Raw genomic sequence first — 26,585 nt, 5'->3', positions numbered from 1 at the left:
CCCTAGAGGGGAAGGCTGCGATACGAGAATACCATCTTCTAAAAAAGGCGGCGAAGCCGCCACCTGAACCCTGAACCCTGAACCAAATGAAAGCAAAGTAAAAAGGAACTGTGAAGAAATGAGGATTCATTTCTTCACAGCTCCTTTTTTCATGGAGAGCGCCGCTGCCGTCTGCGTGTCTTTGCGAAATATGGTATAATACAACCGATTGCATGCAAAGGAGAGAATTATGCGCGTCTTAGGCATTGACCCCGGTACCGGGCGCTGCGGCTTCGGTGTGGTTGAGAAGAATGGCACCACCATCACTCCGGTCAACTACGGCGTCATTGAGACGTACAAAGACCAGAGTGACCTCGAGCGGTTGAACATCGTTTATGAAGGCATCGCTGAGCTCATCGCGACATACCGGCCTGCGTTCATGGGGGTAGAGACACTTTATTTCAATACGAATATTACGACAGGCATCAAGGTGGCGCAGGCGCGCGGCGTGATCCTGCTCGCAGGCTATCGCCAGAACGTCCCTATCATCCCGGTGACGCCGCTGCAGGTGAAGCAGCAGCTGACAGGCTATGGCCGCGCTGACAAGAAGCAGGTCATAGAAATGGTGAAGCGCATGATGCACATCACGAAAAAGATCGATCCGGACGATGCCGCAGATGCACTTGCGATCGCGCTGACCGCGATCTATCGCCTGGAGCATAAGAATTGGACGCCGGGGGGATAGGAAATATCGCTGGACTGAAAGGTCACCTTCAGGCATTATCCAGTTATCCTTTGCGGCGTTTTCCCCGCAGAATCCGGCGGACCCATTCAAGCTGATGGTCTCTTTCATAGGTAAAGGAATAGTTTCTCATGATCGGATATATCAAAGGCCGTGTGACGGCCCTTTTCAAAGATTTCTGTTTTCTGGAAACAGGCGGCATCGGGTATCGGATCTTCATCTCCGATAAGACCCGTCAGCAGCTCATGACCGGGGAGGAGGCGAAGCTCTTCACGTACATGGCAGTCCGTGAGGATGCGATCCTGCTCTATGGCTTTCTTGGACAGGAAGAACAGGAGCTCTTTCTGCTTTTGATCTCTATCTCCAAGATCGGGCCCAAGGTCGCGATGGGCATCCTCTCTGCCATGACGCCGGCTGCTTTTGTTGGTGCGGTGAAGGCACAGAATGTCTCCCAGCTGACAAAGCTCCCCGGTATAGGCAAGAAGACGGCAGAGCGTCTTCTTGTCGAGCTCAAGGATAAGGTCGGTGTCTTTGCTTTGGGCGAAATGGAGATGCCTGCGGTCTCTGCGGCAGAGCCGGATGAAGGAGTGAGCGGAGAAGCAGCGCGTGCACTCATGGCGCTCGGCTATGAGGCGGAAGAGATCGCGCCTGTCCTTAAGAGGCTCGCAGGCGAGTATGACAATGTTTCTCAGCTCGTCGGAGCGGCATTGCGGGAGTTTGGGAAGAGCAGAGGATAGGGGTAGCCCCTTGGGTGTGCCGTCCTTTGATTGGGAGTGAAAGCTTCGCTTGAATGAGAAATTAGAAATGAGAAATGCGAAATGATGGTGCGGCGCGAAAAAATAAGGAAGCGCCGCAAAGCATAAATACGGCGATGCCAGAAGATGGCATTTAAGTCACCAGTCACTAGTCACTCGAGGCCACTTTCAAACTTATTGAAATCTATGGAATCGATTTTCTGAACCTTTTTCAAAGGAGTCTTCATGAAGAACAAATACATCAAAAGCCTTGGCGGTGAAGAGGAAGAGGTGCTCGGCAGCAAGGGGCGCATCGTTTCCACCGAAGAAAGCGCAAAAGACGAGTGGCAGACGACGCTTCGTCCGCAGCATCTGGACGATTATATCGGACAGGAAGCCTTCAAGAAGAATCTCAAGGTGTACATCGAGGCAGCGAAGTCGCGCAAAGAGCCGCTGGATCATGTGCTGCTCTATGGACCGCCGGGACTCGGCAAGACCACCATGGCGAAGATCATCGCCAATGAGCTGGGTTCGCAGTTTAAAGTGACGAGCGGTCCGGCCATCGGGCGTCCGGGGGAGCTGGCTTCCATCCTGACGACATTGCAGGACCACGATGTACTTTTCATCGATGAGATCCATCGACTGAATCGGAATGTCGAAGAAATCCTATACTCTGCGATGGAAGACTTTTCTCTGGATATTGTCATGGGGAAGGGGACTGGCGCCAGCTCCATCCGCATCGATCTTGCTCATTTCACGCTGATCGGTGCGACAACGCGGGCAGGCTCTCTCTCCGCGCCGCTGCGTGACCGATTCCTCATCACGAACCATATGCAGTTCTATGAACCGCAGGAGTTGAAAAAGATCATTACCCGTGCCGCACACATCCTGCAGATCGAGATCGAGGACAGCGGGGCAGAGGAGATCGCTCGTCGCTCGCGCGGGACACCGCGTATCGCGAACCGCCTTTTGAAGCGTATCAGAGACTTTGCGCAGGTGAAGGGGAGCGCGATCACGGCGGATATTGCCGCAGAGGCGCTGGCTGCGCTTCATGTCGATGAGATCGGACTTGATGATCTGGATAATCAGATCCTGAAGGCGATCATTTATAAATTCAATGGCGGTCCTGTCGGGATCGACACCATTTCTGCCGCTGTCAGCGAAGAGCGCGCGACCATTGAAGATGTCTGCGAGCCTTATCTCATGCAGATCGGCTTCCTCTCTCGTACCCCTCGCGGCCGTCTTGCCACTGAGGCAGCCTATGAGCACATCGGAGCGGCCTTTCCTGCGAAAGGGGAAAAGTGATGCGGGACATACCGCGGCCACATTTCCCTAAATCTCCTATAAGAAGGTATCTGTTTATGAAAAAATATATGGTCATTCTGCTGTCATTGTCTCTGCTGCTCCCCTTGGGGTCGGCATCCATGGCAGCGACGCAGCCGGTCCCGGGAAAATCTACAGTGACTATCCATAGATCGCCACGGGTGATCACCCGTAAGACCACGAGGCAGAAGAAGACGCAGCCATCTGCGGAGTCCCATAGAAAAAGGACTGAGGCAGGACAGATGATCGAGGTCGGGCTTCAGTCGGGAAGCGAGCTTTCTTTGACCGGACTTTCTGCGTTTCATGTGGAAGCGGGGAGCAGCCTCGGCTCTTATCCGGCGGGGACGCGGCTTACGATCTCTAAAAGCGGGAATGGTCTTTCTGTCAATGGAAAAAGCGCGGGAGCCAAGATCTATTTCAGATCCAGCGGCAGCGGAGCTGCCTTTGCCGTGAAGGGAAATCAATATCGCGGCGTGATCAAGGCCATCGCCTCTCCTTCCGGCGTAACACTGGTGAATCAGGTCTCTATGGAGGACTACCTCAAGGGTGTCGTGCCCTGTGAGATCGTCCCTTCCTGGCAGATGGATGCCATCAAGGCACAGGCTGTGGCGGCCAGAACGTATGCCATGTTTCATAGGAATGGCTATCGCTCAGCCGGCTACGATGTGACAGACGACACACGTACGCAGGTGTATCGCGGCGTATCCGCAGAGACAGAGGCGACGAACCGCGCCGTCATGGAGACAGCGGGAGAAGTCGTCACCTACGGCGGCTCGCCGATCGATGCGGTCTTCCATGCGAGCGGCGGCGGCTATACGGAAAACTGTGAAAATGTATGGGGATCGGCAGTGCCATATCTCAAAGGCGTGCCGGAAGACAAGTACGCCACCCCATGGAAGAAGACGATTTCTCTTTCTTCCTTCATGAAGATGGCGGATGTCGGTAAACTGAAGGGGATCAAGCTTTCAGCCCTGCATATTGGAGAGGCGCATAAGGCGAGTGACCGCGGGATTTCCGGACGCGTAAAGTCTGTGACCCTTGTCGGTTCGAAGGGAAATCGAGTGGTTTCGGGGGACCGTCTGCAGCAGATCTATGACCTGAACAGTACACTTTTTGATCTGTCTGTCAGCGGAAATCAGCTCGTTATCACCGGCTATGGCTATGGTCATGGTCTTGGCCTTTCGCAATGGGGGGGCAGAAGCCATGGCAGAAAAGCACGGCGGGGCCAAAGATTACTACAAGACCATCCTTATGCATTATTTCACCGGGACGAAAGTGGAGAAGGTATATTGATGGGAGACGCTGGATACGCGCATACTTTGTTGTTTGATTTCATGGGGGATAACCCACTGAATCAATCAGCTCGTTTCCCCTTTATCATGGAGCATGTATATGAAGAAAAAGATCATATCCGCTTGTCTCGCTGCTTGTTTCTCTCTTTCCCTGGGGGCAGTCATATCTGCAGAGACCATTCCGATCCGGCTGAAGGAAACGCTGGCAAGTCCATCAGCCCAGCAGATGAAAGCGGCTCCAGAGAAGCAGTCTAAGAAAGAAAAAGCGAAAAAGAAAAAAGATAAAAAGAATAAGAAAGAGAATAAAAAGAAGGAGAATAAGGAAGCGTCACCCATCTCTCAGATGGATGAGCCATGGATCGAAGTGGGGCTCACTTCCGGCATGCGCCTCTCTCTTACCGGGCTTGAAGCGTGCCGGGGTATGGTCGATGGGAAAACGGTGAGCACCTATCGGAAAGGGGAAGAGTTCTCCATCTCACGCGCTGGGCAGATGATCTCCATCAATGGAAAAAAGCTCGGCACCGCGGTCTATCTCGAGCCTGTCCAGACCGAGCCGTCCTTTGCGGTGAAAGGAAATCGCTATCGGGGAAAGATGAAGCTCATCCCCTCCCCATGGAATGAGGGCGTGGTGATGGTGAATGTGGTGCCGATGGAGGAATATCTTCGCGGCGTCGTTCCGAGCGAAAGCATTCCTACATGGAGGATCGATGCACTGAAAGCGCAGGCTGTCGCCGCGAGGACCTATGCCCTCTATCACAGGAACGGCTATCGCGCATCGGGCTATGATGTGACCGATGATGTGGAGAGCCAGGTCTACAAAGGCGCCGGCGTGGAGACGAAGGCGACCGACGAAGCTGTCAGAGAGACCCGCGGCGAGGTCATCACCTTTGACGGGAAAGCGATCGATGCGCTCTTCCATGCGGATGGCGGTGGCTATACGGAGTATGGCGAAAATGTCTGGGGGATTTCAAAGCCTTACCTGCAGGGCGTCCCCGAGGAGCTCTCCCTCCAGACAAAGAAACCGTGGACAGTCACGCTGACGCGGGATGCGTTTTCGAAAAAACTGAGCGCGTCCGGCTATGGCGTCGGAAAGATACAGAATATCAAGCTGTCAAATCTGCAGTTTGGCAAAGTCCATTACGCGGGAGACCGCACGCCGGCAGGCCGTGTGAAGAAACTCATCTGCCGCGGCAGCAACGGCTGGGTGAGCCTCTCGGGAGTGACGATGAGAAAGATCTTTGGCCTTAGGAGTGCGATGTTTGATATCCTTTTCAAAGGAGATCAGCTCATCATCACCGGTTATGGTTATGGTCATGGTCTCGGCCTCTCTCAGTGGGGCGCGGAGGCCATGGCGGAAAAGCACGGCGATGGGAAAAATTATTATAAAGAGATCCTCGCGCATTACTATCAGGGGACAAAAGTGGAAAAGTGGTATCAATGAAAGGGTTCAAGGTTCAGGGTTAGCCCGTGGGGCGGGGCGTCCTTTGATTCTATTTGAAAGCCTCGTTTGAATGAGAAATTAGAAATGAGAAATGCGAAATGGTGGTGCGGCGCAAAAAATAAGGAAGCGCCGCAAAGTTTTGATAGCGCTTCGCGCCGTCGTCATCTCGAGCGTAGCCGAGAGATCTCTCTTGCAGAACGGTCAGCGCACTATTTGCGCTATTTCGATTACCGCTTGCTTCTAATCCCTAATCCCTAATCCCTAGCCACTCATTCCTGCTTTTAAACTTCGTGGTTCAGGGGGAAAAATGAGAAATGAAGGTAGCAGCTCCGCCGCGAATATATTTTGCAGCGAAGCTGTCACCACAACCTTGAACCCATCAACCTGAACCCTGAACCCTTAAACCCATTTACAAAGGAGATATATTCATGAAACTGGAAGAATTCAATTACGATTTACCGAAGGAATTGATCGCTCAGGAACCGGCAGAGCCGCGTGACTCCTGCCGCCTGATGATGGTTGACAAGAAGACGGGGGAGTGGGAGCATCACCATTTCCGTGATATCCTGAACGAGATCCGCGAAGGCGATGTTTTCGTCTTCAATAACACGAAAGTCATTCCGGCGCGCCTCTATGGCAAGAAGAGGGATACCGGCGGCAAGGTGGAGATGCTGCTCCTCACGCCGAAGGGCAATGATACATGGGAAGTCCTCGTGAACCCGGGCCGTAAGGCACTGCCCGGCGTAGAGATCGAATTCGCAGAGAACTGTTACTGCAAAGTGCTGGATAAGACGGAATTCGGCGGACGTCTGGTCGAATTCCACTATGACGGCAATTTCGACAGCCTTCTCGATCAGATCGGTGAGATGCCGACCCCGCCGTATATTCACAAAAAACTTGGCAACAATGATGAGTACCAGACTGTGTATGCGAAGTATAAGGGTTCAGCGGCTGCTCCGACGGCAGGCCTTCATTTTACCCCGGAGCTTATGGAAGAAATGAAGAAGAAGGGCGCGAAGCTCCTCTTCGTCACCCTTCATGTCGGTATCGGTACCTTCCGCCCGGTTTCTGAAGAAAATATCGAAGACCATGAAATGCACAAGGAGTGGTACACGGTCAGTGAAGAAACTGCGAAAGAAGTAAATGCTGCGAGAGCCGAAGGCCGTCGTGTCATCGCAGTCGGCACGACCTCTGTCCGTACATTGGAGTCCGCTGGTCAGAGCGGTATCCTTGAGAGCGGCAGCGGCTGGACGCAGCTCTATATCTATCCGGGCTATCAGTGGCACATGGTCGATGCCATCGTTACGAATTTCCACCTTCCAGAATCCACCCTCGTCATGATGATGGCCTCCTTCGCCGGCCGTGAGCACATTCTTGCCGCGTATGAAGAAGCCGTGAAGCAGAAATACAGATTTTTCTCCTTCGGTGATGCCATGTTTTTGCGTTAAGGAAACGCTGAATTTAATCAACTATCTTTTAGACATCATAAGGATCTACAAACTATGGTTATTAACTACGAACTGGTTGCCGAAGACAAGAAGACCGGTGCGCGGGCAGGGCTCCTGCACACGCCTCATGGCACGTTCAAAACGCCGATGTTTATGCCGGTCGGCACACAGGCGACAGTCAAGACTGTCACACCCGAAGAACTCGAAGACATGGGCGCGCAGATCATCCTCTCGAATACCTACCACCTGTTCCTGCGTCCCGGCACGGAGCTGATCAAAGAGGCTGGCGAGCTGCATCGTTTCATGAACTGGCCGAAGGGAATACTGACGGACAGCGGCGGCTTTCAGGTCTTCTCTCTGGGAGCTATGCGCAAGATCACAGAGGAGGGCGTGCATTTTCGCTCCTTCCTTGATGGATCGAAGCAGTTCCTCTCTCCGGAGGTTTCCATTCATGCGCAGGAGGATCTGGGGAGCGATATCGCCATGGCTTTCGATGAATGCATCCCCTATCCGGCAGACTATGAGTACGCCGACCATTCCACGGCGCGCACGACGCGCTGGGCAGAGCGCTGCATCAAAGCGCATACCCGCACGGATCGCGGCATGTTCGGTATCGTGCAGGGCGGTATGTACAAGGATCTTCGGAAGCGGAGCGCACTCGAGATTTCCTCTATGCCCTTTGACGGCATGGCGATCGGCGGACTTTCGGTCGGTGAGCCGCATGACCTCATGTATGACATTCTGGAGTACACCACCCAGTTCCTGCCTGTGAATAAAGCCAGATACCTCATGGGTGTCGGCACGCCGGACTGCCTCGTCGAAGGCGTGGCTCGCGGCATCGATATGTTTGACTGCGTATTCCCGACGCGTGTTGCCAGAAATGGCATGGCCATGGTGCATTCCGGCCGCATGAATATGAAGAACAAGAAGTATGAGAAGGACTGGGCACCGCTCGAGGAGGGCTGCGGGTGTTACACCTGTCAGCACTACAGCCGTGCATACATCCGTCATCTCTACAAGTCGGAAGAGCTTCTCGCCTTCCGCCTCGTGACGATACACAATCTTTTCTTCCTGCTCCAGTTTATGCGTGATATGCGACAGGCGATCATAGATGGAAACTTCACGGAGTTCAGAGAGAGCTTCATGGCGGGCTATCATCGGTGATCTCAGCTCCCTTTACAACATTTTGACATATAATTAGAAAATAACTACAGACAACGATCATCAAAGTATGGTAAAATAAATACTATATGATTTGACGGAGGTGAATCAAATGGAACAGGTAATGAATTTCGTCAGTCTGGCATGGCCATTTCTGGTGCTGGTCGGTATTATGTATTTCTTCATGTATCGCCCGCAGCAGAAGCTGAAGGTGGAAAGAGGTCGTTTCCTGATGTCCCTGAGAAAAGGGGATCATGTAGTAACGGCTGGAGGCATTCACGGGACGATCAAAGTACTGCGTGACAAATACGTAGAGCTGGAGATCGCACCGAAGGTCATCATCAAAGTAGAAAAGACCGCTATTCAGCACGGTGATGTGAAGCTCATCGACGAAGAGACCGCCAAGAAAGCCGGTGCGGCAGCCCTGGGCGCTGCTTCGGAGGAACAGGTCATGAATCAGACCAAGCACAAAGACGAACCGGAAACCGAAGTGGTGGAAGAGGTCGTCGAAGTGGATGATCCGAAAGATGCCGGCACGGAAGTGGTCGAGGAAGTCGTCGAGGTCGAAGATAAAGACGCTTCTAAAGACAAAAAAGAGGAAAAGAAATGATAGAGACGGATACTCCTTCCGTGACACGGAAGAAGGAAATCCGCCAGAAGATGCTCGCCTTACGGCGGGCTCTTTCTGCTACTGACATGGAAGCTATGCGCCTCGCTCTGGCGGATCGGATCTGCGAGTCAGCTGTGTATCAGAAAGCCCATCGCATCATGGCTTATCTTTCTATGAAGGGAGAAGCCGATCTCGATCTTTTCATCCGCCGCGCTCTTTCTGATGGGAAAGAGATCTACATCCCTGTATGTCTGCCGGGGAAGCAGATGGAGGCGGGACGGCTCATGGATATGGAGCATTTCATCCAAGGGCCGTATGGCCTGCGGGATCTGCCCAAGGGCTATGAAGCCATAGCGCCGGACATGCTTGATCTAGTCCTCGTACCGGGGACTGCGGGGACAGAAAGCGGCGCGCGCCTGGGGATGGGAGCCGGATACTATGACAGGTATCTGGCAAAGATCTCCTATGAAAAAAGGATCATGACATTGTGGGATTTCCAGGTCGTAGATTTCCTCCCTGAAGAGCCCTTCGATCAGTGCATGGCCGGTATCATTACAGAGAAACGAAGTATCATCACGAAAAGAGGTTGAAGTTTTGGAAAAGAAAAGGAACAGCAGCGTCAGAAGCGGCGCGCTCATCCGATTCTGGGTCGTTATCGCGGCCATTATCGGAATTTTCCTTGCGAGCGTAGGCTGGCTGGCCGGGCATATCCGTCAGGGCCTTGACTTGCAGGGCGGCACACATATCGTTATGCAGGCTGAGGATACCGAAGAAAATAAGGTCACCAATGAGGCGATCACGCAGGTCATCAATATCATGCAGAAGCGTGTCAATGAAATGGGTCTGACGGAACCGATCATCCAGCGTGAAGGGGCGAACCGTATCATCATCGAGCTGCCGGGTGAAAAGGATCCGCAGAAGGCCATCGAAACCATTGGCAAGACCGCTGTCCTCCAGTTCAAGGATGAGGAAGGCAATGTCAAGCTGACGGGGGAAGACCTGAAAAATGCAAAAGAACAGATGGGGCAGAACAAGCAGCCGCTCGTTGCTCTGGAATTTTCCGATGAGGGTGGAAAGAAATTCGGCGCTCTCACCGCAGCAAATATCGGCCGTCACATCGGGATCTATCTTGATGGAGAGCTCCTGACGAATCCGGTCGTCAATGAAGCCATCACCGGCGGCTCGGCTGTCATCACGGGGCAGAGAACGCTCGAAGAAGCGAAGGATCTTGCGATCCTTCTCCGAAGCGGTGCGCTTCCGGTCAAGGTTTCCGTCATGGAAGTCCGTACCGTCGGTCCGTCTCTTGGACAGGACTCGAAGGATAAGTCCGTCGTGGCTTTCACCATCGGTCTCTCTCTGGTCGTTATTTTCATGCTGGCCGTGTACCGTATGGCCGGCTTTGTCGCGGATGTGGCGCTTCTTGTGTATGTCCTCATCCTTCTGGGCATCCTGAATATGCTGCATGCGACACTGACACTTCCAAGTGTGGCGGGCGTCATTCTGTCCATCGGTATGGCGGTCGATGCGAATGTCCTCATCTTTGAACGATTCAAAGAAGAGATCGCATCCGGCAAGATGCTTAGGCTGGCTGTCCAGTCCGGCTTCAAACGTGCATTTGTCACCATCTTTGATGCGAATATGACAGTCATCATCACCTCCTGCATCCTCTTCTTCCTGGGCAGTGCGACGGTGAAGGGGTTCGCCTTCTCGCTCGGTCTTGGTGTCGCTGTATCCATGTTCACGGCGATCACCGTCAGCCGTACACTGCTCATGTTCCTTATCGATGCGAACTGGATCCATAACCCCTGGTGGTTTGGCGGAAAAAGGGGGTACGATAGATAATGTTCAACAGCTTTGATTTTATCGGCAAACGAAAGCTCTGGTTCGGCTTTTCCGGACTTCTGATCATTCTTTCCATTGTGTCCATCATCCTCTTCCGTTTCAACTGGGGGATTGATTTTACCGGCGGCACCATTTTGGAGCTGGCATTTCCCAAGAATGTCACGGTAGAAGAGGTGCGTGACGGACTTCGCGCGGATGGTCTTGAAACAGCGACCATTCAGCTTTCCGGCAGCAATATGCAGGGAGAGTCCGGCGATGACGTCATCATCCGTACCAGAAACCTCTCTGCGGAAGAAGCACAGACGGTCGTTTCTCATGTGAAGGATAAAGTCGGCGAAGCCGAAGTGAAGCGCATCGAGACTGTCGGTGCCGTGATCGGTTCTGAGGTCACGAAGAATACACTTCTCAATGTCATCCTGTCCTTCGGCGCGATGATCCTCTATATGTCTATCCGCTTTGAGCACCGTATCGCACTGTCTGCGATCGTAGCGATCTGCCATGATATCCTGATGGTGCTCGGTGTCTTTGCATTCTTCCATCTGGAAGTCGATGCATCCTTCCTTGCGGCGATCCTGACGGTTCTTGGTTACTCCATGAATGAATCTGTCGTCATCTTCGACCGTATTCGTGAAGCCATTCATACCCATCGCCGGACGGACAGCTTTGCGAAACTGGCCAATGATTCCATTCATCAGACCATCCGTCGTTCCCTCTATACACTGACTACGACGCTCTTCTGCGTGGCTTCGCTCTACTTTTTCGGCGGCGATACCACGAGAAACTTTGCACTGGTCATGCTGATCGGCTTCATCTCTGGGGCCTACTCCTCTGTGTGCGTAGCAACATCTCTGTGGGTCACATGGCATGAACATACCGGAAGCGCAAGAAATGCGTCTTCGCGCGAAGAGAAGAGATCAAAAGCATAAAGGGTATACAAAAAAGACTGCGAGTATTTGCAGTCTTTTTTGTGTGGATCGTCAGCCGATAAATGCTTGGAACCGGTGTCCGTTGAGGCTCCTGTTTGGGTAAAAGAGGAGCCATCTTTGCAGCTTTTTGGCATCAGTGCTCCATGATAGCTTCTGGATGCAAAGAACCCGTGGCGATTCATGAAACAGCCGAAGCCTCTGTAGGGGGCTTGATAGAAGAAGTGATCCGTAAGATAAAAAAACCGCGCTCCCGAAGTGATCAGCCCCTGTCAAGGTAGACATGGCAAATATCTAAAAAAAATTACTGCCGTAAATTCCATGTTGGTGTTTTAGCATCAGCATGGGATTTGCGGCATTTTGTTATGCCGCGAATTTTGCTTTGTATTTCTGAATCCGTTTGTTCTCGGCAATCGGGAACTGTTCCGGGTTCTTCGCGTGCAGAGCTGCCATGCGAACTTCCATTGGCGTCCTTACTCCAAATCGTTCCTGAAAACGTTCGTAATTGTAAAAATGGACGTATTGGTCGATGGCCGAACGCAGCTCGCCGCCGCTGCTGAACTTATTCAGGGAATACATCTCTGTCTTCACAATTCCCCAGAAACCTTCCACTGGGCAATTGTCGATGCAATGCCCAACACGGGACATGGATTGCTCCATCCTCTGCTTCGAGAGCTTGAACTGGAATGCTTTACTGGTATACTGGAACCCCCGGTCACTGTGGAACAACGGGTGTGCTTCCGGATTTTTGCGAATCGCCTGCTCAAATGTGTCAAACACCAGCTTATTGTCATTGCGTCCGCTTATGACGTAGGCGACAATCGACCGGTCATAGAGATCGAGGATGGCGCTCAAATAGAGCTTTTTGACGACTGATCCTTCGTACCATTTGAATTCTGTCACGTCCGTTGCCCACTTCTGGTTCGGTCGTTCTGCCTGAAAACCCCTGTGAAGGATGTTCTCTGATGTGGCTTCTGGTGTGGTCCTTCTGTATTTTGCCTTCTTGCACCGGATCACGGAATGGATATTGAGCTCCTTCATGAGTCGATGAATGCGGTTCCTGCTGTAATGCGTGTGGTTCAGGCGATTGATCCAATCAGTCATGCGCCGATAGCCCAGGATGTGGTGGAATCGTTCATCATACTCTTGGATCAGTTGGGCGATGATCTCGTTTTCTTTTTCCGCTTTTGGGACATCTCGCTTCAGCCATTGATAATAGGATGCTCTCGTAATACCTACCTGACCACACAGCCAGCAAATGCCCCAGCCCTTTTCTGCGTGGCACTGCTGGATTGCTTCATAGGTTATGGCATGGCGCAGCCTGCCAAGTTTCACCTCCCTTCCAGGGCTTTCAATTTTTTTAAGAAATAGACCAACCTCTCCTGTTCCTCAAGCTGCCGTTTCAAGCGCCGGTTCTCACGCCGGAGACGTTCCATCTCGTCAACTTCTTCGTCGGTTTTATGATGTCCGCGCCGGTCGGTAAGGCCAGCTTCCCCGTCAGCGACGTATTTCCTCACCCAATCGTATACCTGACTGTAGGAAACGTCATAGTGCGCAGCGGTGTCCTTGTAGTTCTTGCCATGCGATAGACAATACTCCACAATCTCCTTGCGCTCCGAAAGCGATGTTTTCTTTCTTGCTCCTGCCATATAGACCTCCCGTTTTGGATCGTAGTCCTTAAGTTCTATATGGTCATTATACTGCTTCATCCAGTGCCGGAGAACGGAACGGCTTGAAATGTTGTATTTTGCTACGATGTTGTCAATGCTGCCCTCGCCACGTAGCACGGCAAGGACGCAGCTTGCCTTGAATTCCTTGCTGTAGCTTGCGTTCCCAGCTCTATCCATGAAAGAGGCCTCGCCCTGTTTCTCGTATTTCCTTACCCAGCCACGAAGACTCCGCTCGGATATCCCATTCGCTCTGGCGATTTGTCGGTAAGATCCTTTGCCGGAAAGATATTCTCTCACTCTGGCAAGCATCCAATCTGCTGAATGTTTCCTTTTGGCCATTAAAAAAATCCCCCTAAAGCAGTTTGGTTATTTACCTTGTCTGCTTTAGGGGGATCATATCAAAGGGCAGCGCGGTTTTTCAAATACAGATTATTCTTTATAGTTGTTTTCCTTATCCCACCAGTAGATGCCTTTTTGGCTGGGGAGGACATTTTTATGGAAGAACGGTGTCTGAATGCCTTCCTTGAGCTGACGTTCATAATCTTTGAGGCACGCATTGGCCTGCGGGAAGAGAAGGAGGATGGCAGTGACGTTTGTCAGTATCATGAAAGCCATGAAGAGGTCGGCGAGATTCCAGACGAGCGGGAGGTCAGCCTGAGAGCCCCAGAAGATCATGACAGCGATGCAGACGCGGAAAAGATTGAGCGGCCATTTCTTTTTGGTCAGGTGGCCGATATTGATCTCCCCATAGTAGTAGTTACCGATGAGGGAGGTGAAGGCGAAGAGGAAGATCAGGATGGAGACGGCTTTTGGAGCCATCGGGCCAAAGTACTGGGCAAGATCCCACTGGATGAGCTCGATGCCGGTGAGACCGGTCGAAGTATAGTCGCCTGTCAGGAGGACGATGAATGCGGAAGCAGAGCAAATGAAGAGCGTATCGACATAGACGCCGAAGGACTGGATGAGACCCTGCACAGCCGGGTGACTGGCGTCTGCGGTGGCTGCTGCATTCGGTACAGAGCCTTCGCCGGCCTCGTTCGAGAAGAGGCCGCGCTTGAAGCCTGTCAGGACGGCAGCGCCCATGCCGCCGCCAAAGACTGCCTGGAAGTCAAAAGCATCGCGGAGAATGATGCCAAAGACGCGGGGCATTTCTGTGATGTTGAAAAGCATGATGCCAAGCGTGATCAGGATGTAAATGCCGGCCATGATCGGGACCATCCATTCCGTGACGCGGGCGATACGGCCCATGCCGCCGCAGATGACAGCCATAGCGAGGACGGTGACGACACCGCCGATGAGCATGCGGTCAAGTCCTAGAGAGGAGGAAAGTGCGAGTGCGATGGTATTCGACTGGACGGAGTTGTAGATCATGCCATAGGTGACAGAGATCAGAATGGCAAAAATCGCTGCCCACAGACCATGCCCGAGACCATTTTTCAGGTAGTAAGCCGGGCCGCCGCGGAATCCGTTGCCGTCTTCGCGCGGGACTTTATAGATCTGTCCGAGCGTACTTTCTACGAAGCCTGTCGCTGAGCCGATGATGGCGATGAACCACATCCAGAAAATCGCACCCGGACCGCCCGCTGTGATAGCGATGGCGATGCCGGCAATATTGCCGACGCCGACACGGGATGCCGTGCTGACACAGAAGGCCTGAAACGGGGAGATCTCATTGTCGGCGGTTTTTTTGCCGGCACTCTCTGTGATGAGAGAAAACATTTTTGTAAAATAGCGGATCTGTACGCCGCGTGTGCGGACGGTAAAGTAGAACCCGGCACCCACCAGAAGAATGATGATCACCGAGGACCAGAGAAATCCATTGATTTCTGAAACAATAGCGTTGAGCGCTTCCATGATACCTCCTTGGAAACTGAATGAGAGATAATAGCCAATCATCTTATTATATACGTTTTATATACGTTTTTGCAATGAGATACCATTACGCGGCAAAGGCTGAGCTTCTCTTACCGGCTGCTGTTTATATCCTCTTTCCCTTTTTCGTTTACGATGTTCCAATTCCTGAGCAGTACTTTTTTCCCGCGCCAGGCGAAGGCGTAGGAGCAAAAGGCTTTGTCGAAGGCGCGGTTGGAATAGCTGTCCATTTCTTCCTTTGTCAGTGTAGAGATCCGATGCTCATGGATCTCCGGAAGCGGAGAGGGGAGGGCTTTTTGATTGAATGGGCAAAAGCGCTGGCATTCATCGCAGCCAAAAATGTAGGGTGTCCGCTGCAGGATCTGCATCTCTTCCGGAGAGAGCTCTTCCTTCTTTTGCGTGAGGTAAGACTTGCATCGGAAAGGGTCGAGCCTCTTCTCTCCGATGGCACGCCCGGGACAACGGATGAGGCATTCGCGGCAGCTGCCGCAATCCAGCGTGAGCGGCTCATCAGGTGTAAGTGACAGTGTGGTCAGGATGGATCCGATGGTGACGAAGGAGCCGTATGTCGGATGGATCAGGCAGTGATTTCTTCCGAAGAACCCAAGTCCGGCGGCATAGGCGAGCCAGCGGTCGACCATGGGAGAGGTATCCACGAGGGGAAGAAATTGCTCGCCCGGGTAAGACGGGCGAGCCGTCTCTATGATTTTCTGAAGATAGTGGTGGATGACTTTATGATAGTCCATGGGCCTTGCGTAGAGTGCGATATTTCCTTCTTCTTCTCTGGCAGGTTTGTATGGAAATAGAATCACAAAGAAGGAGCGTGCATCTCTAAGGAGCGCGGAAGGATCCAGTCTTTCTGCAAACGAGGAGGGCGCAAAGGGGATAGGGCCGGCATTTTGAAGCTGCTCTTTCAGTGTGCTGTCTAAGGAGGCAGAGCATGCGCCGCAGGCATCCAGATGAAGCGAGGCGGCGATCTGGGCAAGGTGAGATTTGGGAGTCATAGGAGTTTTGAGTTATACAGGGAAACAGATGCCGTGGAGAGGCGGGAAGTGGGAGAGGGGCGTTTCATTCACGGGTGACATTTCTTGCTGCGGCGCGTAAAAAAAGAGACCTTTCGGCCTCTTTTTATTTTGTCATTCGCTTCGCAAGAAGCTCACTGACTCGTTCTGTGGGCATATCGTCACTGTCATAGAGAAGCCCTTTGGGGCTTTTGATGATGAGCCGATCCATCAAGTTCTGTGCAATGAGGTCATTGGTGGCAGAAAGGAAGGAAAGGCATGCCTTGTCATGCTGTTCTTTCGTGATGAGACGGGAGAGTCCGGGTGCTTTCAGACGCTGCTGCAGGAAGAGCTGGTGGATGGCCTTCCAGCTTTCCTTTTTGGGGCAGGCCCTGAGGAGCACGCAGATGGTATAGCCGCGCTCTTTCAGATAACGGATGTATTCTTTTGTGTGGGAGACATCTTCTAGGGATCCTTCCTGAAGGATGTGGTAACGTTCTACGGCGGCCTGCTTCATGGCAAGGTCTGAGAGGTACTGCCCCTGAGCCATGGAGAAATAGGCACAATATTGCCCGTACTTCTTCATGAGAGCTTTATAACGAGAGTGGAAACCGCGGAAATTATCACTCATGGACTGTACGATATTTCCATCATACTCTTCGATGATCATGGAAGACATGCGCGTCTTGCCCGAGCCTGGCTGTCCTGCGATGATGAAGGCGGTGGGATGCTTCTGCCCGCCTTTCTTTCCCAGACGGATAGATGGCCAGATGGTCTTTCGGAAGAAGGCATTCATCTCTTCTTCATCAAAGCTGCTTTCCTTCTCGATGAGTTTTTTTGTCAGTTGTACGCTGGAAACAGGACGGAAGATCTGGTCCGCCATGTACTTAGTCTCTATGTCATAGGCTTCGCGCAGCATCGAGATCTGCTCGGACATAGGGAGGCCGCGGCCTTTCCGAAGCTCGATCAGTGACATTTCATGGATGGTCTGCCGCCAAAGTTTGTAGAGGCGTGCTTCATCAGAAGGGGAGATGTCTTTGTCCTCTCGCATGGTGCAAAGCAGGTTGTGAAGCGTATTGAAAATTTCCGCATTCACTTCCAGCTGGATTCCTATAGGGGTGATTTCTGCAGATTCGCTTAATTCACAAAGTGTCCGCTCGTCATAGGGCATAGCCGTACCAACTCCTTTTTAAAACAGAAATATTTTGCTCTTATCATAGCAAAGGCGTGTGGGTTTGTCCATAAGGAAATAAGGGGCAATGCGGGGGAGCGCTCTGGCTGCTGATCGCTCGTGATATAATGAAGCGTAGAAATACGGACGACATCGGGAAGAGCGTCATCCGTGTTTCTGCCCATTCATTCATTGAAAAGAGGTCGACGTCCATGTATCCCACTATCCATTCTCTCGCTGTGCCGGGAGCCCGTCTTCGTGTCAGCGAGGACAGCCTTTTGATCTCCTTTGACAAAGAGCATCTCTCACTATCGACTGCGATCTATGGCGGCGGTCTGCGCCGTGTGAGAGCTGTGATGAATCAAAGGCTCAGAACCTTTTATGGGGAAGAGTCCGATTTTCCCGGCGGATCGGTAGCCGCATACCTGAAACGCTGTATTGAAAAGGAGGGGGCCGATCCGGAAACCTCCAGTGCGCTTCTGACTGCGGCGAAGGTGTATCAGTACTCGCACAAGGTTTTCACATCCGGAGATCTTATGGTAGAGATCGTGACCACGGGAGGCGTGGAAAAGACAGCCTGCCGCGCATCGTCAAAGCCGCTGTATCGGGAGAGGGATGGTCACTTTGCGCCTGTCGGCACCATCAATATGATGGTCCTCATCCATGGAAGTCTTCCTGAAGGCATCATGGCGAGAAGCTTCATCACGCTGACAGAAGGAAAGAGCGCAGCGCTTTCAGATCTGGGCATCGCGGATGTGAATAACGGGCGTCCGGCTACAGGAACAGGAACGGACGGCATCACACTTGTGACGGAGATCGGAGCAGAACGCTATACGGATGCAGGTCCGTTTTCCGAACTGGGGTCATTTCTTGCCAAAGCGGCTTACGACTCTGTGACGGAGTGTCTGGTCACCTACGATAAGCCGTGGAATGCTTTCGAAGAGCTTCGAACACCAAAGGCGGTGAAGCTCGGCAAAGGCTGATCCGATCACGCAGCCATTTTATCCCTCTTTCAAGAGATGCCAAAGAGTGTGGAAAAAACGTGAGCATCGAGCTGTTTGAGGAAGGCTATTCGCAAGAAGCTGCAGAACCACTTCGCACGTCAAGGGCGCATCTTCACGGGTGAACCTCCCATCGTATATGATTGAAGTCAAAAGGAAAATATGATACCATGTAACTGATTTGATTTTATAAAGTAAAGAGAGTATATAAGGAGCATCGATGTTTATCATTCCCTACCTGGTCCTTGCCGGGGTCGTTCTTCTGTTCTTTGCGGTCACCTGTCTCATGATATTCGGATTGCCCGGAAGGAAGAAAAATGCAGAACCCATCATGGCCGATCTGGATAAGACCATGGAAATTCCTACGATTTCTAAAGAAAAAGCAGCCGCTTCTCCGATCGCCGGAAAGCCTGCCGTCGATGATGCGACAGAGATCCTTCCGATCATCGAAAAGGACGATGCCGAGGAAGAAAAGACGCGCGTCTTTGCCAAAAAGGATTTTGAAAATACAGCGCCCTTTGAAGCGGTGGCTTCTGCGAAAAAGAGTCCCTTTCCGCCGGAGCCTACGCCCAAGATCCTGGAGGACCACCCCAAGGTGGATACGCTCGAGGAGTATTTTGTCCGCCATTTCCTGAACCGTTACGGTGCTGTATCGCGGACAGTAGAGCAGGATACACGCAAAGTGACACATCATCTCATCGAGAAGCTCGCCATGAACGACCGGGAGCTGGTGGATACGCTGACACATATCATGGTGCAGGAAGCGATGCAGAATGCCCAGCGCACCTATGTCATGATGCCGACACCGGTCGTGCTCGCCATGGTTTCGGATGCTTTCTCGGATGTGGCGCATGGAAACAGGTCGGATACAAAGACCATCCTTGCCTACGATGCCCTGAAAGCTATGCCGCGCATGGAGGAGACCGGATTCCACGCGCTGTCTTTGCTGCTCATTTTCCACTACTCCAGAAATACGGATAACGTGGATGCCCTACACCTCAAAAAATATACAGAAAAGTACATCACGCCTTTTGTGGGCGAGCTTCCGAACGAATACAGCGGCTATCAGCAGCTCGAGTACCTGCACTGCATTTCTCTTGAGAATAAAGAGGATCCTTTCGGACAGGTGCTGCATGATTCATATCCCTTCGTCTTTGCCTTCCGCGGCTGCATGAAGAGTGAGCTGGAAGCGGTGCGTCCTTCCTGGCCGGCCGGTGTCATTGTCAATAGCTTGTATAATTCCTACTACAAGCTGGCGGCTGTCGACGAAGCCATGCTGACATCACTTTTGGATGATCTTGGCATCGAGGATGCCGTCATGAGAAGTACCCTGCAGGCACTGACAGAGTCTCGTCCGGCGCCGTATGACAGGAAGGAAATGAGCTATATCCTTGGCCGCATTTCTCCGGATCTGGTCAAGCTGCAGGATGCCTGGGATACGAGCCTCCTTCGCCGTTCGTCACTGACACTCATGGGCATGTACATCGCCAAGATCTGCATCCGTGAGACCATTGGCGAAGACTTCGACCTCAGCCACTGGATGTGATGCGGCTGGCGATCGGGCCATGCCTTTTGAAAACTAGACAACCACATGTATCATTGATTCAATGCCGGATTTCACCCGTGGGGCGATTGTGCTTGAAGGAGATCTGCCCTTTGGGGCAGATTTTTATTATGGAATCAAGGAAACACTGATTCAATCGTTGTCAGATTTTACTCTTGAATTTTTATGCATAGTAAGGAATAACCTGACGCGAATAGCGAGCTATTTAAGGAAGGCTATGACGAAGCTATGCATAAAAATTCTTGTAGAAGCTGACTCTGCGATTGAATCAGCGTTTCCTAAAGTCACCTGTACTTCCCGGACTGACTTTACCGTTATAGGATAAGGAGAATGAGAAATGGGAATTTTCGATATCATCGGTCCCGTCATGATCGGGCCATCCAGCTCACATACCGCAGGAGCGGCACGCATCGGGCAGGTCGCAGGCCGCATTCTGGGAGAACCTCTGAAAGAAGCGAAGATCACACTCTATGGTTCTTTTGCAAAAACAGGGAAAGGTCATGGGACCGATCGTGCGCTGGCAGCTGGGCTGATGGGCTATGCGCCGGACAGCGGCTCCATCCGTGATGCACTGCACATTGCAGAAGAGAAGGAGATCCCGATCTCCTTTGCCCTTTCCGAAGATGACATGGGACATCCGAATGTGGCCAAGATCGAAGCCTACGGCAAAAATGGCGCGCATGTGACGGTCGTGGGCCGATCGCTGGGTGGAGGTCGTGTGCTGATCACAGAAATCGATGGGTATCCTGTCGAGATCACGGGAGAAGAGTACACCTTCCTTACACGTCATCACGATGTACCGGGGATCGTGGCTGAGGTCTGCCGCGCGCTCGCTGCCGAAGAGATCAATATTTCCAATATGCGTCTTTTCCGCAAGGGAAAAGGGGATGAAGCAGTCATGATCATCCATACGGACCAGTGCGTCTCGCAGAAGCTTGCTGACGAGATCGCTGCCTCGAATGCCAACATCGTGTACGCAATGGCAATGGATATTATTTAGGGCTAGCCCGTGGGGGTGTACCGTCCTTTGATTTCGTTTGAAAGATTTGCGTTTTCTAGTTAGGAGTTAGGAGTGAGGAGTGAGGCGTGGTGGTGCGGCGCATAAAAATATGGATGCGCCGCGGCGTATAGATGGGATGTCCGAAGATGGTATTTAAGTCATTAGTTACTCCTAATCCCCAATCCCTAATCCCTAATCCCTAGCCAATTATTCCCGCGTTCAAACTTCGGGGTTAGCCCGTGGGGAGTGCCGCTTCGTGATTCCGTTTGAAAGCTTTGCTTAAATGAGAAATTAGGAATGAAGGTGGCGGCTTCGCCGCAAATATATATTTTGCAGCGAAGCTGCCACCACAACCCTGAACCCATCAACCTGAACCCTGAACCCTAAACCTGCCCTCCCTTCAGAACCTTTTGAACCAACAACTACCTATTCCAAGGAGATAAACATGCTTACTTACCATACATTATCTGAATTTTTTGCTGCTGCCGATGCGGCGCACTGTGCTCCGGGGGAGCTTGCCTGCCGCCAAGAGGCAGAGGAGAGTGGAAAGTCTTTTGAGGACGTCTGGGAACGTATGAAAAATATGATCCCTATTTTCCGGCAGTCGATCCAGGAGGGGCTGTCCGATACGGCGAAGTCTTCGAGCGGCCTCGTCGGAGGCGATGCCAATCGCCTTTTCCAAGGCAAGATGCGCTTCCTCTCTCCGGTCTGTCAGCGCGCGGCGGCATATGCCGTTGCGACAGCGGAAGCGAATGCCAAGATGTATCGCATCGTGGCATGCCCTACGGCTGGCTCCTGCGGCATTCTGCCTGCGGTACTGGCTGCGGTCTCGGAAGAAGTGAATGCCACCATGAATGACATGACGCGAGCACTTTTTACAGCAGGCGCGATCGGTAAGGTCGTGGCAGAGAAGGCATCGATCGCAGGGGCGGTCGGGGGCTGCCAGGCGGAATGCGGCACTGCGACTGCGATGGCGGCAGCGGCGGCTGTAGACCTTTTGGGCGGGACGAATGCACAGATGGCGGATGCCTTCGCGCTTGCGCTGAAAAATATTCTGGGCCTTGTCTGTGACCCTGTCGGCGGACTTGTCGAAGTCCCCTGCGTGAAGCGGAATGCGTTCCATGCTGTCCACGCTCTGGTTGCGGTGGAAATGGTCATGAATGGGGTCCGAAGTGCCATTCCTGCAGATGAAGTCATTTCTGCCATGGCGGATGTGGGGCGCAGGCTTCCTGTCGAGCTTAAGGAAACCAGCCGCGCTGGTCTTGCCATGACAGAGACCGGTAAGCGCATCCAAGCAAAGCTCGACGAAAAAGCGAAACATCTTGGCTGCTAGGGAAACACTGGTTCAATCGTTGTCTGATTTTACTCTTGGATTTTTATGCATGGCGAGGAATCACCTGACGCGAATAGCGAGCTATTTAAGGAAGGTTATGACGAAGCTATGTATAAAAATTCTTGTAAAATCTGACTCTGCGATTGAATCAGCGTTTCCCTGGTGATAGACAGCCTGCGTTCTCTCCGAAAGACAGCGATGTGGAGCGTGTCGGCAAGAGGAGTCCGGACGTCGGATTCCTCTTTTCACGTGCAGTGATTCATGATAAAATGAGACCAGAATTGTTTTCAAAGGCCGGCTTGCCCGAAGGCGATATCGCTCTGCTTATTTTTATGAGGTACTACTATGTCAAGTCAGATACAGGGACTCTTTATGACCATGCGGCTTTGGGATGTGCTGGACATCCTGGTAGTCGCTTTTTTCTTATACCGTATTTACATCCTGATCCGGGATACCCGAGCGACAGCTCTTCTGAAAGGGCTGGTATTTCTCGGGCTTTTTACCGTGCTGGCGGGATGGCTGCAGCTGCATGTAGTCAGCTGGATCCTGGATAAACTGATGACTGTCCTCATCGTCGCTCTTCCGGTCGTTTTTCAGCCGGAGCTGCGCCGGGCGCTGGAGCAGATCGGCCGCGGGAAATTCTATGTTTCCTCCCGCATGATGAATGAGATCGAGTGGGATCACGTGATCGATGATGTCGTCGATGCGGCCATGGTCATGTCCGCGAATAAGATTGGCGCCCTTATCGTTTTTGAGCGAAGCGTCGGTCTTGATGATCGCATCGATACGGGCATTCGCATCGAGGGGCTGGTGTCCAAGGAGCTTTTGGGGAATATTTTCATCGTGAATACTCCGCTGCACGATGGTGCGGTCATCATCCGTGAGAACCGTGTCATGGCGGCAGGCTGTCTGCTCCCGCTGACGCGGGATCACAGCCTTTCTTCCGAACTGGGTACCCGCCATAGAGCGGCTATCGGTATGAGCGAACAGGCAGACTGTGTCGTGGTGGTCGTCAGCGAAGAGACGGGCATCGTATCCTACACCTATGGTGGTCATATTTATCGTGGTCAGGATGCAGAGAGCCTTAGAAATATACTTCGCAACTACCTGATGCAAGGCAAGCCGAAGAATGTCAGTGATGTATTACAGAAATGGAGCCCCCTAAAATGAGATTTGCCAAACATGAGTGGTGGCTACCCAAAATCTTCTGTCTGATCGCAGCCTGCGCCCTTTGGGTGTACGTGATGAATGAACAGAATCCGATGGTGGAGAATACCTACACGGTCCCAGTGGAAGTCAGAAATCTGGATCGCTCGCTGGTGGCGACCAATGTGCCTCACAAAGTCAAGGCAAAGATCCGCATGCCGAGGAGCGATATGGTCTATATGCGTTCAGATAACATCAAAGCCTATGTCGACCTTTCTGGTCTTACCGATGGCGATTTCCCGAATACGAAGATCCATATCTCCGTACCGGGGGATGAATCCGTCATCTCGGTCACGCCGGAGTATTTTGACCTCAATATCGACACCTATGCCGTGAAGACACTCCCTGCCGTGATCGAAGTCTTCGGTACACCGGATGCGAATTTCTCAGTCGAAAGCCGCAAAGCGACACCGGACACGATCACGATCGCGGGAAGCTCTTCCAAGATCGCAGAGGCGGATCGCGCCGTGGTCTCTGTCAATGTATCCGGCAAGGACAAGAACTTTGTGGAATTTGACAGTGTGAATGTACTTGATGCAGATGGCAATACCGTCACCGGTCTTGATGTGATGCCGAGCCAGGTCCGCATCAATGTAAAGATGAAAGAGGAAACAAGGATCGGCAATCTGCCGATGAAGGCGGAAACGACAGGTGAACCGGCCAAAGGATACAAGGTGGGTAAGATCACCGTCGATCCGCCCGTCGCTACACTGACTGCGCCGATCAGCTACTTCGAAAAAAACAGTGTACTGAGTCTTGATCCTATCGACGTCACAGGGGCCAGCGATACGATCCGGAAGACCGTGACCATCCCGAAGCCCGCAGGCGGCAGTATCACCGTTTCACAGACGACGGTCACGATAGAAATAGATAAGGATTAAAGAGACACCGGTCCTACCGGATCCTGGAATTCGATCCGCATTTTCCCGGCGTCCATTTCCCGCCCTGTTGACGAAATGGTCCCTTCGCGGTAGAATACGAAAGTTATCAAGAAATTATTGGGAGGAAATAAAATGGTTACATTGTTTGGTACCGATGGTGTGCGTGGACTCGTAAATTCCACATTGATGCCGGAGCTGGCGTACCAGCTCGGACGCGCGGCAGGCGCGTACTTCTGCAAGGCCAGCGGTAAGCATCGCTTCCTGATCGGTATGGATACCCGCATTTCCGGCTCCATGCTGACAGCGGCTCTTTCTGCCGGTCTTTGTGCATCTGGCGTTGATGTCGATCTTGCAGGCGTCATTCCGACACCGGGCATTGCCTACCTCACCCGCACGGAAGGCTATGATGCCGGCGTCATGATCTCTGCTTCACACAATCCATTCCCAGATAATGGAATCAAGTTCTTTGATAAAAATGGCTATAAGCTGCCAGATGAGACTGAGGAAGATATCGAAAATATCCTTCGTCATGATGAAGAAATCCCGCGTCCGACAGGGGATAAGATCGGCGTGATCTCGCACCGCCCCGAGCTGGCTGATAAGTACAGAGCACATGTCCTTTCGACTGTACAGGGCGATTTCAAAGGTCTTAAGATCGTGACAGACTCTGCGAATGGCGCAGCGAGTGATTTCCTGCCGGCGATGCTGGAAGAGCTTGGGGCAGAAGTCACTGCGATCTTCCATGAACCAAATGGTGTGAATATCAATAACGGCTGCGGCTCCACGCATATCGAGACACTGCAGAAGAAGGTCCTGGAGCTTGGCGCAGACTGCGGCATCGCCAATGACGGCGATGCAGACCGCTGTCTCTTTGTCGATGAAAAAGGACAGGTCATGGACGGTGACCATCTGATGCTCATCAATGCCCTCCAGATGAAGAAAGAAGAACGTCTTCATGAGAATATGGTCGTCGGCACTGTCATGAGCAATCTTGGCTTTGGCAAAGCCCTGAAGGAAAACGGTTGTCAGACGGTATCCACACAGGTGGGCGACCGCTATGTTCTTGAGGAAATGCTGAAGCATGACTACTCCATCGGCGGTGAACAGTCCGGCCATATCATTTTCCCAGAATTCAATACGACAGGCGACGGCCTCATCACTGCGGTGCAGACGCTGAAGGTCCTGCGTGAATCCGGAAAGACCATGTCCGAACTCAATCACCTCATGGTCACGTACCCACAGATCCTCAAAAATGTCGAGGTCTACAGCAAGAATGGCTGGGAAGACAATGAACTCATCCGTGACTCCATCCGTGCTGCTGAAGAAGAACTCGGCAGCGATGGCCGCATCCTCGTCCGTGCATCCGGCACGGAGCCGCTCATCCGTGTCATGGGGGAGGGCAAGGAGATCAATCAGCTTGAACGGATCATTGATGACATTGCCTCCGTTGTAGAGCATGAGCTTGGAGTAGAAAATAACTAAGTTACATACAGGGTTAGCCCCGAGGAAGTGCGTCCTTTGGTTCTGCTTGAATGAGAAATGAGAAATGCGGAATGGTGGTGCGGCGCAAATAATAATGAAGCGCCGCAGAATTTTGATAGCGTTTCGCGCCGTCGTCATCTCGAGCGTAGCCGAGAGATCTTCCTTGCAGAACGGTCAGTGTGCCAAATGCGCTATTTCAATCACCGCTTTCTCCTAATCCCTAATCCCTAGCTACCAGTCACTAGTTACTAGTCACGAAATCCCCTTGACAGAATATCCCTATTCCATCTATAATAATCAATAAGCATCACAGGTCTGTGGCTGAAAGTCGATGGCAGTCGCAGCCAAAACGATCCACGTAACGCAGTCAAAAGGGCTGCTGAGCATGGTGCGGTTTAGAAGTAAGTCCTGCCGGGAAAACCGAGAGAGTGAGTTGTGAGAGGCGAGCGCCGGGTAGCTAAAGCTCCAGCAGGCGAGTGTGGGGTCAAAAGCCAGGTCAGCTGTGGATGCTTCATTTGTCAATATCATATGCAGGCGATGAACAGAAGAAGTACTTTCGAAAAGCTTTTCAGAGAGGATAGGACCGGTGAAACTATCCAGGTGATTCGTAAGGAAATGCATTTGGGAGCTGAAAAGGGGAAAGCAGGGGAATACTGTTCCTGCGATCGACCAGTGTTTTCGCAAGTATCCTTTTCCGTAATGTGTTTGCGATAAAAACATTTTGCGCGGCTTCGGCCGACAGAGTGGAATAGCGGGCCACCGTCTCTGTGAGGCGGTGGTTTTTGTTTGCCAAAAACATCGAGCTGTTTCAGGCGCCATAGGAGGAAGCCATGATTTCTATACGTGAAAATCAGAAGATGGCATGACCGGCTTCCTCATGTTATGCAGCGATTCAAAAAATACAATATA

General features: G+C 52.1%; 23 protein-coding genes. 18 read left to right on the top strand and 5 right to left on the bottom strand.

Annotated features, from left to right (window positions below; translation table 11 throughout):
* Positions 1-229: 229 nt before the first annotated feature.
* The 11 genes from ruvC (at position 230) to secF (ending at position 11,498) form a co-directional block, all read left to right on the top strand.
* The gene (gene ruvC / locus ACGG9R_RS07245; protein WP_390153310.1) at positions 230-724 is read left to right on the top strand and encodes a crossover junction endodeoxyribonuclease RuvC; all 495 of its coding nucleotides are present in this window, start codon (positions 230-232) and stop codon (positions 722-724) included.
* 128 nt (positions 725-852) lie between these two features.
* Positions 853-1,458 (top strand): Holliday junction branch migration protein RuvA, encoded by a 606-nt coding sequence (ruvA, locus tag ACGG9R_RS07240; protein ID WP_390153307.1) that lies wholly within the window; start codon positions 853-855, stop codon positions 1,456-1,458.
* A gap of 243 nt (positions 1,459-1,701) precedes the next feature.
* A complete protein-coding gene (ruvB, locus tag ACGG9R_RS07235; RefSeq protein ID WP_390153305.1) occupies positions 1,702-2,760 on the top strand; it encodes a Holliday junction branch migration DNA helicase RuvB in 1,059 nt (352 codons plus the stop codon).
* A gap of 56 nt (positions 2,761-2,816) precedes the next feature.
* Positions 2,817-4,325 (top strand): SpoIID/LytB domain-containing protein, encoded by a 1,509-nt coding sequence (locus ACGG9R_RS07230; protein WP_390153302.1) that lies wholly within the window; start codon positions 2,817-2,819, stop codon positions 4,323-4,325.
* Entirely contained in the window at positions 4,297-5,511 is a 1,215-nt protein-coding gene (locus ACGG9R_RS07225; RefSeq protein ID WP_390153299.1) for a SpoIID/LytB domain-containing protein, read from the top strand. Before ACGG9R_RS07230 ends, ACGG9R_RS07225 begins: the two co-directional genes overlap by 29 nt.
* 428 nt (positions 5,512-5,939) lie before the next feature.
* On the top strand, positions 5,940-6,959 hold the full coding sequence (gene queA / locus ACGG9R_RS07220; protein WP_390153296.1) for a tRNA preQ1(34) S-adenosylmethionine ribosyltransferase-isomerase QueA: 1,020 nt from the start codon (positions 5,940-5,942) through the stop codon (positions 6,957-6,959).
* Positions 6,960-7,013: 54 nt separating this feature from the next.
* Positions 7,014-8,123: a tRNA guanosine(34) transglycosylase Tgt gene (gene tgt / locus ACGG9R_RS07215; RefSeq protein ID WP_390153293.1), complete on the top strand. Its 1,110-nt coding sequence runs from the start codon at positions 7,014-7,016 to the stop codon at positions 8,121-8,123.
* A 109-nt stretch (positions 8,124-8,232) separates the two neighbouring features.
* The gene (yajC, locus tag ACGG9R_RS07210) at positions 8,233-8,730 is read left to right on the top strand and encodes a preprotein translocase subunit YajC (protein ID WP_390153289.1); all 498 of its coding nucleotides are present in this window, start codon (positions 8,233-8,235) and stop codon (positions 8,728-8,730) included.
* Positions 8,727-9,320, top strand: a complete 594-nt coding sequence (locus ACGG9R_RS07205) for a 5-formyltetrahydrofolate cyclo-ligase (protein WP_390153286.1) — start codon at positions 8,727-8,729, stop codon at positions 9,318-9,320. Before yajC ends, ACGG9R_RS07205 begins: the two co-directional genes overlap by 4 nt.
* A 4-nt stretch (positions 9,321-9,324) precedes the next feature.
* Positions 9,325-10,572 (top strand): protein translocase subunit SecD, encoded by a 1,248-nt coding sequence (gene secD, locus ACGG9R_RS07200; protein WP_022105999.1) that lies wholly within the window; start codon positions 9,325-9,327, stop codon positions 10,570-10,572.
* Positions 10,572-11,498: a protein translocase subunit SecF gene (secF, locus tag ACGG9R_RS07195; RefSeq protein ID WP_390153283.1), complete on the top strand. Its 927-nt coding sequence runs from the start codon at positions 10,572-10,574 to the stop codon at positions 11,496-11,498. Before secD ends, secF begins: the two co-directional genes overlap by 1 nt.
* A gap of 360 nt (positions 11,499-11,858) precedes the next feature.
* On the opposite strand, the gene ACGG9R_RS07190 is transcribed toward secF, so the two are convergent.
* From ACGG9R_RS07190 to ACGG9R_RS07170, 5 genes are all read right to left on the bottom strand, one after another.
* On the bottom strand, positions 11,859-12,830 hold the full coding sequence (locus ACGG9R_RS07190) for an IS3 family transposase (RefSeq protein WP_390151397.1): 972 nt from the start codon (positions 12,828-12,830) through the stop codon (positions 11,859-11,861).
* Entirely contained in the window at positions 12,827-13,504 is a 678-nt protein-coding gene (locus tag ACGG9R_RS07185) for a helix-turn-helix domain-containing protein (RefSeq protein WP_390151395.1), read from the bottom strand. Before ACGG9R_RS07185 ends, ACGG9R_RS07190 begins: the two co-directional genes overlap by 4 nt.
* 90 nt (positions 13,505-13,594) lie before the next feature.
* Entirely contained in the window at positions 13,595-15,019 is a 1,425-nt protein-coding gene (locus tag ACGG9R_RS07180; RefSeq protein WP_390153280.1) for an alanine/glycine:cation symporter family protein, read from the bottom strand.
* A gap of 110 nt (positions 15,020-15,129) precedes the next feature.
* On the bottom strand, positions 15,130-16,041 hold the full coding sequence (locus ACGG9R_RS07175; protein WP_390153278.1) for an epoxyqueuosine reductase: 912 nt from the start codon (positions 16,039-16,041) through the stop codon (positions 15,130-15,132).
* Positions 16,042-16,165: 124 nt separating this feature from the next.
* Positions 16,166-17,209 carry a zeta toxin family protein gene (locus tag ACGG9R_RS07170; protein WP_390153275.1) on the bottom strand — a complete coding sequence of 348 codons (1,044 nt, stop codon included), beginning with the start codon at positions 17,207-17,209 and terminating at the stop codon, positions 16,166-16,168.
* Between the two features lie 212 nt (positions 17,210-17,421).
* Between ACGG9R_RS07170 and ACGG9R_RS07165 the strand changes: the two genes are divergently transcribed.
* The 7 genes from ACGG9R_RS07165 (at position 17,422) to glmM (ending at position 25,676) form a co-directional block, all read left to right on the top strand.
* Positions 17,422-18,192 carry an adenosylcobinamide amidohydrolase gene (locus tag ACGG9R_RS07165; protein WP_390153272.1) on the top strand — a complete coding sequence of 257 codons (771 nt, stop codon included), beginning with the start codon at positions 17,422-17,424 and terminating at the stop codon, positions 18,190-18,192.
* A 238-nt stretch (positions 18,193-18,430) separates the two neighbouring features.
* A complete protein-coding gene (locus tag ACGG9R_RS07160; protein ID WP_390153269.1) occupies positions 18,431-19,756 on the top strand; it encodes an LPO_1073/Vpar_1526 family protein in 1,326 nt (441 codons plus the stop codon).
* 355 nt (positions 19,757-20,111) lie between these two features.
* Positions 20,112-20,774 (top strand): L-serine ammonia-lyase, iron-sulfur-dependent subunit beta, encoded by a 663-nt coding sequence (gene sdaAB, locus ACGG9R_RS07155; protein ID WP_390153267.1) that lies wholly within the window; start codon positions 20,112-20,114, stop codon positions 20,772-20,774.
* Between the two features lie 445 nt (positions 20,775-21,219).
* Positions 21,220-22,107: an L-serine ammonia-lyase, iron-sulfur-dependent, subunit alpha gene (gene sdaAA, locus ACGG9R_RS07150; protein ID WP_390153264.1), complete on the top strand. Its 888-nt coding sequence runs from the start codon at positions 21,220-21,222 to the stop codon at positions 22,105-22,107.
* A gap of 345 nt (positions 22,108-22,452) precedes the next feature.
* Complete coding sequence (cdaA, locus tag ACGG9R_RS07145; RefSeq protein WP_390153261.1) at positions 22,453-23,277, top strand: diadenylate cyclase CdaA; 825 nt, start codon at positions 22,453-22,455, stop codon at positions 23,275-23,277.
* The gene (locus ACGG9R_RS07140) at positions 23,274-24,194 is read left to right on the top strand and encodes a YbbR-like domain-containing protein (protein WP_390153258.1); all 921 of its coding nucleotides are present in this window, start codon (positions 23,274-23,276) and stop codon (positions 24,192-24,194) included. Before cdaA ends, ACGG9R_RS07140 begins: the two co-directional genes overlap by 4 nt.
* A gap of 132 nt (positions 24,195-24,326) precedes the next feature.
* Positions 24,327-25,676: a phosphoglucosamine mutase gene (gene glmM, locus ACGG9R_RS07135; protein WP_390153255.1), complete on the top strand. Its 1,350-nt coding sequence runs from the start codon at positions 24,327-24,329 to the stop codon at positions 25,674-25,676.
* Positions 25,677-26,585 lie beyond the last annotated feature (909 nt).

The sequence above is a fragment of the Dialister sp. i34-0019-2H8 genome (assembly GCF_042846925.1).
In the GTDB taxonomy this organism is placed as follows: Bacteria; Bacillota; Negativicutes; order Veillonellales; family Dialisteraceae; genus Dialister.
This window is presented reverse-complemented; position numbering and strand designations above follow the sequence as displayed.